The 9,434-nt window shown below is 42.9% G+C and carries 5 protein-coding genes and 1 pseudogene; 5 read left to right on the top strand and 1 reads right to left on the bottom strand.

The window, feature by feature from the left end; translation table 11 throughout:
• Nucleotides 1-69: 69 nt before the first annotated feature.
• Nucleotides 70-2,394: pseudogene (locus DEM91_RS05160) on the bottom strand (TonB-dependent receptor); the annotation flags it as partial.
• A gap of 236 nt (nt 2,395-2,630) precedes the next feature.
• Here DEM91_RS05160 and sucC point away from each other — a divergent pair.
• From sucC to DEM91_RS05135, 5 genes are all read left to right on the top strand, one after another.
• Nucleotides 2,631-3,779: an ADP-forming succinate--CoA ligase subunit beta gene (sucC, locus tag DEM91_RS05155; RefSeq protein WP_249858199.1), complete on the top strand. Its 1,149-nt coding sequence runs from the start codon at nt 2,631-2,633 to the stop codon at nt 3,777-3,779.
• Between the two features lie 30 nt (nt 3,780-3,809).
• Complete coding sequence (sucD, locus tag DEM91_RS05150) at nt 3,810-4,676, top strand: succinate--CoA ligase subunit alpha (RefSeq protein WP_004350736.1); 867 nt, start codon at nt 3,810-3,812, stop codon at nt 4,674-4,676.
• Between the two features lie 827 nt (nt 4,677-5,503).
• Nucleotides 5,504-6,391 (top strand): homoserine O-succinyltransferase, encoded by an 888-nt coding sequence (gene metA / locus DEM91_RS05145; RefSeq protein WP_249858198.1) that lies wholly within the window; start codon nt 5,504-5,506, stop codon nt 6,389-6,391.
• Between the two features lie 33 nt (nt 6,392-6,424).
• Nucleotides 6,425-8,299 (top strand): peptidase U32 family protein, encoded by a 1,875-nt coding sequence (locus tag DEM91_RS05140; protein ID WP_249858197.1) that lies wholly within the window; start codon nt 6,425-6,427, stop codon nt 8,297-8,299.
• Nucleotides 8,300-8,378: 79 nt separating this feature from the next.
• Nucleotides 8,379-9,326: a zinc ribbon domain-containing protein gene (locus DEM91_RS05135; RefSeq protein ID WP_249858201.1), complete on the top strand. Its 948-nt coding sequence runs from the start codon at nt 8,379-8,381 to the stop codon at nt 9,324-9,326.
• The last annotated feature ends 108 nt before the right edge of the window (nt 9,327-9,434 follow it).

Below are 9,434 nucleotides of genomic sequence, written 5' to 3'. Positions count from 1 at the left end.
GGCCGGAGGCGCGAAGCCTCCGAAGAGCGGCATCCGACTTGTCTCCGTGTGTTAGCCTTTGCAAACATAGTAACTTACTTGTGTCCATGTGTTGACATTCCAGATACCTGTGGTGTCTATGGAACGATTGTACATCAGTCCACCATTGATGTTCCAATTTCCATTGATATTCTCAGGTCTTACAGTTCGTCCACCTGTGGTTTCGTCATACGTTACTTTGCTACTGATGCTATTGCTCGTGGTTTGATAGTGCAAAAAGGTCATGACACTTTGTTGATACTTTTTGATATAATTGTTGTAGGTTGCTCGAAGGTTATTGGTGAAAGACGGTTTCAGTCCTGGATTTCCTTTCGTAATGTTCAACGGATCACTATCATCCGTGATGTCCAACATATCAGTCAATGCTGGTTGTGACGTATAACCTCGATAATCTACCTTTAAGTTACTCACCTTGGAGAATTGGTATCTAAATCCCAAGGTTGGCGTTAAATTGTTGACAGTACGTGTGGTATCGGCGTTGATGCTTTGATAATGTTGTATGAAATGTGATTTTTGGGGCTGCAACATCATACCTATATTGAAGTGATATTTTTCCCGAATCATTCTGAACATCAACTCTAAATCATGGGTGTAGTTTTGATATTCAGAAAATCTGCTTAGCTCTCTATTCTCGTAGCTCTCGTATGGCTTTTCAAGTCTACTTAAGTAGCTGTCCCAGTTGCGATACGTGGGTGTGATGTCTTGAAAGAACGACTCGCCTAAGTTACTGAAGTCATACGTCGATCGGTCGCTTTTGTAATAGCTATAGTTGAATTTATAACTCAATTGTAAGAACGTTGCCTTCCACAGAGGTTCACTGTAAGTCGCTTGTAAACTGTAATTCCAATTCTTGGTAGGTGTGAGATTGTACCGATTGGTTTGATAAGTGGAATCGTTTCCCAGTGCATCTTTTATTTTATAAAGGTGTACATTGTTCGTCGACAAGTTCGTATTGTCATTTTCTGTGTAATAGGCATCGGCGCGAAGGGTTGCATTTCTGCCTTTCTGACCAAACTTCCGATTGATTTGCAAGGCGCCTCCTAACTGTTTGTTCTTTCCATAATTCACAGCTTGAAGGCGACGCTTGTTGACGACTAAGTTTTTCTCAGCCAACGCGTCCAATGATTCCAGCGCAAGCGGGTCGGTTACATACAAGTACGGATCGTCTTGAAACGATGCCGAATTTCTCCAACTTCTACCATCGTTCTCCGTGTAACTCAGCCTTGGTCTAAACATGATGTTAGTCATGGTGTCAGGCATCCATTCTAATCTCATATTTGCATTCCAACTATTTCTGCGGTTATAGCTCTGGTTGATGTTATTGGAGAAAGCTCCTGTTTTACTAACAAAGTTCTCTATTGATGAGCGGGTGGCAACGTCATCGTCTGAATGATTCCAACGAATGCTTCCATTTAACTTCAATTTGTCTTTTTCTTCATAATTAATATTGAAGCCTGACATTTTCCTCGCATTAAGTCCATTTCTGTTTCTTCCAAATCCTCCACCACGACCACCAAAGCCCATATCGTTTGAATTGTTTGCATTACCAAATCCCATGATGCGCAGATTGTCTTTGAAATAAGCAGCCATGAGTCGTTCCGCATAGCGAGTTTTCGTGCCTAATGCCAAATCTACATTACTTATCCAACCTTTGTTAGCTCCTTTTTTCAATCCAAAATCGAGTACAGTTTGTTCGTTACCGTCATCAATTCCTGTCACTTTAGACAAATCACTCTTCTCGTCGAAAGTCCTTATTTGTTCTATGACGCTGGTAGGAAGATTCTTCATTGCCGTTTTTGTATCGCCCGTCATGAATTCTTTTCCGTCGACTAAAATCTTTTTTACCTCTTTTCCGTTGATGGTAATCTTCCCATCATCATCCACTTGTGCACCAGGAATGCGCTTTACTAATTCTTCCGCAACCGCTCCGTCGGGTGTCCGGTAAGCAGAAGCATTATAGATAAATGTGTCCTCTTTCACCACAACTTTCATGGCTTGCCCTGTGATTGTGGCTCCTTTTAACAAGACTGCATCTGTTTGCATGTTGATGATTCCTAAATCAAGGTTCTTGTCTTGCGACAGATGGAAATTCTTAAAGAGGACTTTGTGACCGACGCTCGATATCTTCAGGATATATTTACCGTTTTTGGGTACGGTTAATATAAATTTCCCTTGTTCGTTTGACAGTGTTCCGAGGACAAAAGTACTATCCAATTTTAATAATTGAATAGTCGTTTGTGTCATCGGATTTCCCGTGTCTTTATCCTTGAGAGTTCCTGTAACCTTTCGTTCTTGACCTATTGCAGCAATGGAAGTAATGAATAATATCAATAATAAAAATAGCGTTCGCTTCATCAGTGTAACTTCAAAAAAAATAATTGATGCGTTATGTTCTTTAGATGTATTTCTCTTCGAAAGGTTTAATCTTGTTTCAAAAAACTATTCTTGGGCTGACTGACGATAAACAATCTTAACCCAATTGCTATTGAAATATAAAAATGTTTGATTATTTTGATTTTTTTTGTGTCCCTTAGAAAATATATTTATATTTGCAAAGTTAACAAAACTATTTACTAACAAAACAAATTGCCATGAAGGTTCATGAATATCAGGCGAAAGCCTTGTTTGCACAGTACCATTTGCCAGTAGACAAGAGTGTATTGTGTCGGACGGTCGATGAGGCCGTATCAGCTTACCAATCCTTAGGATCAGAGCGTGCAGTTGTAAAGGCACAAGTGCATACAGGTGGTCGTGGAAAGGCTGGCGGCGTGAAGGTTGCTAACGGAGAAGAACAACTTAGAGAATATGCTTCTCAAATTTTAGGCATGGATATCAAAGGCTTTACCGTCGATCGTATCTTGGTAGGCGAGGCTATTGATATTGCGTCAGAGTATTATGTAAGTATTGTCATCGACCGAAAAGTAAAGTCTGCCATTCTGATGTTAAGTCGTGAAGGTGGTATGGACATCGAGTCGGTTGCTAAAAATACACCCGAAAAAATCCATAAGATACCCATTGACCCGCTCATTGGCATGCCCGATTACTTGGCAAGAGAAGCTGCTTTCTGTCTTTTCGATGACAAAGCGTTGGTGAAGCAGGCCGTTCCAGTTTTCCAAAATCTGTACCGTCTCTTCAAAGAGAAAGATGCTTCGTTGGCAGAAATCAATCCATTAGTAGTGACCAAGAGTGGAGAGGTGAAAGCGATTGATGCCAAGATGACTTTCGACAACAATGCTTTGTATCGTCATCCTGATGTTTTCGAACTCTTTGAGCCTACGGCAGAAGAGCGCAAGGAGCAAGATGCTAAAGACAAAGGATTTAGTTATGTCAACCTTGGTGGTGAGATTGGATGCATGGTCAACGGTGCCGGACTGGCAATGGCAACCATGGATATGATTAAGCTGTATGGCGGTAATCCTGCCAACTTCTTGGATATTGGCGGTAGTTCTAATCCTACGAAGATTGTCGAGGCGATGAAACTCTTGCTCAGTGACAGTCATGTACGGGTGGTTCTCATCAATATCTTTGGTGGTATTACGCGTTGCGACGACGTAGCAAAGGGATTAATCGAAGCGTTTAAGATGCTCGATACCGACATGCCAATCGTTATTCGACTCACTGGTACCAATGAAGCGGAGGGTCGCGAGCTATTGAAAGGAACCAAGTTCCATGTGGCTAAGACCATGAGCGAGGCTGGTAAAAAAGCCGTAGAGTTGGCTCAACAGTGCATGAACAAATAAGATATCTAACCATGTTAAATCTATAAAGCGATGAGTATATTAATTAATCACGATACAAAGTTAATTGTCCAAGGAATTACAGGACGCGATGGCAGTTTCCATGCCACGAAAATGAAGGAGTATGGAACCAATGTGGTAGGTGGAACTTCGCCTGGCAAGGCTGGACAAGAGGTTGCAGGGATTCCTGTTTTTAATACGGTAAAAGATGCAGTCAAAGCTACGGGTGCCAACACTTCGGTGATTTTTGTGCCAGCAGCCTTTGCCAAAGATGCCATGCTCGAGGCTGCCGATGCCGGCATTCAGTTGATTATTTGTATTACAGAGGGCGTACCAACGCTCGATGTCGTAGAGGCTTATCGTTACATCTCCGACAAAGGAGCCAAGTTGATAGGTCCTAACTGCCCGGGATTGATTTCTCCTGAAGAAAGTATGGTGGGCATTATGCCAACCAATATCTTTAAGAAGGGGCACACGGGTGTGATTAGTCGAAGTGGAACATTAACCTATCAGGTGGTTGCCGACCTCACTGCTGCCGGCTTTGGACAGTCTACCGCAGTAGGTGTAGGTGGTGATCCTATCGTGGGTTTGTATTTCCAAGACTTGTTGGAGATGTTCCAAAACGACCCAGAGACAGACAGTATCGCCCTTATTGGTGAGATTGGTGGCGACGCAGAAGAGCGTGCAGCCGACTATATCAAGCAGCATGTGACCAAACCCGTGGTGGCTTTCATCTCTGGACGCGAGGCTCCGAAGGGCAAACAAATGGGACATGCAGGTGCCATTATTTCCAGTGGTTCGGGAACGGCAGCCGAGAAGATTGCTGCCTTTGAAGCCGCAGGCGTGCCAGTGGCTCGCGAAACCTGCGAAATTCCTGCCTTGTTGAAAGAGCGTATGTAACAGTTGTCAATATCAGAGAGCAAGTATGATAAGATGATGTGTCACACTTGTCTTTTCTACTTATTCCTGATATTGAAATTCAAACATCAAGGTAAGCCTCTTATAGCATGTAGATATCACTTTTATTTACATACTATAAGGGGCTTTATGCAAAAGAACTTGTCTTTTATCCCTTGCCATATTTTGGTAAAGAAAATTATTGTTTTTGTCTTGTTATTTTACCAAAAAACGACCATCTAAAATCTTCAAAATAGAAAAAATCAATAGGCAAACGAACGACAAAAATGGGCTGATTTGAGCAAAATAAATGCCTTTTTAAGTTGAAACGTTGATTTAATGATCTTGGAAACATACATTAGAGGTGTTATTCACATGCTTCAGCAACCTTAAAGCATGCAAATTGCAGGCTTATCTCAATGCTTTAATCGCCAAAAAAGGATGAAAATAGGAGGAAAAAGCGCAGGTTTAAGAGTAATAAGTTCAGTAACAAGAGGTTATGAAACTTTCGCATAATTCGCATATTTGCGACCAACTTTGCTGTTGGATGATTTCATGCGAGTTTTGAGAGGCACTTTGTAAAGAAAATTCAGCATTTATTATCCTCCTATACAACGTATCCATAATATTATAAATGCTGTATTACGGGTGCTCTTCGTTGTAAAAATATAACTCTTCAATGGTAGAGTGCTAGAGATGGTGTGCGATATTTAGCTGTTTTAAGAAAAAGAACGGTCGTAAATGAGTCTTTCTTTCCCCTTTTTTGTACCTTTGCATCGCAACCGCTTTATATGGTTGTCAATCGTTCATACTCTGTTATCATTGCGTGCATGTCGTTATATCTTCCATCCCATTTTCCAGCTATCGAACGCTTGAAATCTGAAAACATCTCGGTAGATGTCGCAGATTTCAGGGAGCAGCGCCTACATACTGCTCCTATCAAGATAGCCGTATTGAACCTGATGCCTACCAAGTTGCAGACCGAAACCGATATTCTACGGTTGCTGTCGGCATCACCTTTGGATATTGAAGTGGCGTGGATGAGGCTTCGGTCGCATACGCCAACGCATGTGCCAGCGGCTCACATGGATGCTTACTATCATTATTTTGACGAATTGTCATCGCAGTCGTTCGATGGACTCATCGTGACTGGCGCACCTGTAGAGCATTTGAATTTTGAAGAAGTGGATTATTGGGACGAGCTGACTCAGATATTTTCATGGGCGAGGGCTTCGCTCAAATCCACCTTATATATATGTTGGGCGGCGCAAGCGGGCTTGTATTTTCATGAAGGTATCAACAAATATGCGCTTCCTAAGAAAATGTTTGGCATCTTTCCTCAACGGGTGCTACATCCCGAAGTACCCATTTTCCGCGGGTTTGATGATGTGTTCTGTATGCCGCACAGTCGCCATACCGAGATTAGGAAGGAGGATATCCTCCAGCATCCTGAACTGACGTTGTTGGTAGAGTCGGAAGAGAGTGGGGTGAGTATGTGTATGACGAAGGGTGGAAAGGAGTTCTTTATCACGGGACATTTGGAGTATGCTCCTCGTACACTCGACCAAGAATACCTGCGAGACTTAGGAAAACGCAACGATGTGGAACTGCCCAAACATTATTACTTGGACGATGACCCTGCAAAGAGTCCTGTTGTTACGTGGCGAGCACATGCACATTTGTTATTTATGAATTGGATTAACGAGTATTTGAGATAATTTTCAGCATACGTATCAATAAAAAGCAACATCATGCGAACGTTAGAACTCTTGGCTCCTGCCAAAAACTTGGAATGCGGAAAGGCTGCCATTGACCATGGTGCCGATGCCGTGTATATCGGCGCAATGAAGTTCGGAGCACGTGCATCGGTGGGCAATGATATTGATGACATCCGTGAATTGTGTTTGTATGCCCACCAGTTTGGCGCAAAGGTGTATGTGACGGTGAATACAATTATCTATGAAACGGAGTTGGACGACACTAAAATTCTCTTGCGAGCATTGTGCAACGCCAAGGTAGATGCGCTATTGGTGCAGGATATGGCAATATTGCAGTTGGTGCCAAGCGATGGGTCGTATGTGCCAGCACTACACGCCAGCACGCAAACAGACAACCGCACAGCGGAGAAAGTGGCTTGGTTGCAGAGCATAGGTTTTGAACGAGCGGTGTTGGCACGTGAACTCTCATTGCAAGAAATAAGGGAGATACACCAACAAGTGCCTGAAATGCAACTCGAAGCTTTTGTGCATGGGGCTTTGTGTGTGAGCTATTCGGGGCTTTGTTACGCTTCGCAGCACTGTTTTCACAGAAGTGCGAACCGAGGAACGTGTGCACAATTTTGTAGAATGAAGTTCGATTTAATAGATGCGAACGGTCAGGAAATTGTGCATCAGCGGCATCTTTTGTCACTCAAAGATTTGAGTCAGATAGATGAGTTGGAGGACTTGGCGGACGCAGGCGTGTGTTCATTTAAGATAGAAGGTAGGTTGAAGGATATTGACTATGTAAAAAATGTGGTTGCTGCATATTCTCAACAACTCAACAAGATGATAGAACGACGCTCGGGCGACTACCGTAGAGCCTCAATAGGGGAGGTGTCGTACTCGTTTACACCTAATTTAAAGAAGACTTTTAACCGTGGATATACCAATTATTTCTTGCATCAGCGGCAACCAGACATTTACTCTCCTCTAACGCCTAAGGCTTTGGGCGAGTATGTTGGCAAGGTAAAAGAGTTGTCGCATGGCTCTTTCAATGTAGCAGGTACAGCGAGTTTCGCTAATGGTGACGGTTTGTGTTTCATCAATGACAGGGGAGAATTGGAGGGATTTCGTGTGAATCGAGCGAAAGGCAACCGTCTTTATCCCTTGAAAATGCCAACCCAATTGAAATCAGGCATGTCGTTGTATCGCAATAATGATGAGGCTTTTAATAAAATTCTATCAGGAAAAACGGCTGAACGTAAGATACCCATTTCGTTATCTCTGTCGATGTCTGACCACGGTTTGATGTTAAAAGCGAGTGGGAAAGGGCTCCGATCGGCAAAAGAAGTGGTGGAAATAGAGACACAGCTCGCTCAAAAGCCTCAGCGTGATAACATTTTACGCCAGCTGGGGAAGTTGGGAAACACCCCTTATGTGGCAGCGCATATCGAATTGGATGAAGAGGTAGTGCGTTATTTTATTCCCTCGAGTGTCTTGGCAACCTTGCGCAGGCAGGTTATCGCACAACTTGAAATAGAGCAGTCGGTTTCTTCTGCAGCGCCAAAGACTATTGTGCGCAAGAAGGCACGATTGATTTGGCAGCCCGAATATCAAAAGTTTCCTTATATTTACAACATCTCTAACTCTGTTGCCAAATCCTTTTACAAGCGTCAAGGACTCACGATGATAGAAGACGCATACGAGGTGAACCCACAAAGTAAGTCGCAATCTACAGCGCAGCAGGCTGTGTTGATAATGCAGTGCCGCCACTGTTTACGTTATAGTTTGGGCTATTGTGTACGCAAGGGTGGTAAGAAACCCACATGGAAAGAGCCACTCAGACTTAGATTGGCAGACGGAAAGATGTTTAGATTGGAGTTTAAGTGTGACGAATGTCAAATGAACGTTTATGCAGATGAATAAGAGGAACGGATTTTTTGCCATCTTTCATCCAAGTTTTTACTTGGGAAAAATAGGACTCATAGGACTACTTGGGGTAGTCATGTTGAGTTCGTGTTATCATCGGCCTGCACAAAAATCGGAAGCATTGATACCTTTGAGTCAGGATCAAGTAGACTCTTTACACTTCTACTCATCGCATCATTATACCAACAACTATAATTTTATAGTGAAGAGTGATTCACTTGTCTTGTTTGAACAACAGCCCGAAGAGGTGTTGTCAGGCTTGCTCGTGGATACATTGGTGTTAAAACGCCATAGTCATGTGGTGGTGGCAGACATTCGTATGCTTCCCACAGACAGCGTAGATTCAGTATGGGTGCAGCTTGCGAGCGACCAACATACCTTTGGATGGATACATGAAACGCAACTCTTACCGAGTGTCGTCCCTGACGATCCTATTTCACAGTTCATCTCTACCTTCTCGGATACTCACCTACTCATTTTCTTGATTGTTATTTCCTTGATAGCCATAGCCTACTGGATGCGTCGCCTGTTCCAAGAAAAAGCATGGATTGTGCATTTTAAGGACATCCCCTCGTTCTATCCAACCTTGCTTTGTATCATGGTAGCTATTGCTTCTACCTTGTATGCCAGCATTCAAAATTTCGCTCCTGACATGTGGCGTCACTTTTATTATCATCCCACACTCAATCCATTTTCAGTACCCGGATTGTTAATGGTGTTTCTATGTATGGTTTGGGGAATGCTTATCGTGGGATTGGCAGCTGTGGACGATGTTCGTCATCGACTCCCTTTTACCGATGCTGTGATGTATTTGAGTGGGCTTTTGGCAGTGTGTGCGGTCAATTATATTGTCTTTGGACTGACGACTTTGTATTATATTGGTTATCCATTGCTCCTGCTATACGTTGTTTTTGCAGTTCGCCAATATCTCCATCATGCCCGCCCTCAATATGTTTGTGGTCATTGTGGGCAACCTATTCCAAGCAAAGGCAGATGTCCTCACTGTGGTGCATATAACGCATAGGGGCAAACTTGATAATTCATCATAAATAAGGATTGGAGCAAATGACTTTTTTAGCTACTTTTGCACTTAACAGATTGTTGAATATTTAAGTAAGAATTCGTTAGGTAA

The sequence above is a fragment of the Prevotella sp. TCVGH genome, from assembly GCF_023522295.1.
GTDB lineage: Bacteria > Bacteroidota > Bacteroidia > Bacteroidales > Bacteroidaceae > Prevotella > Prevotella timonensis.
The sequence above is the reverse complement of the archived record's forward strand: the minus strand, read 5'-3'. Positions and strand labels throughout refer to the sequence as shown.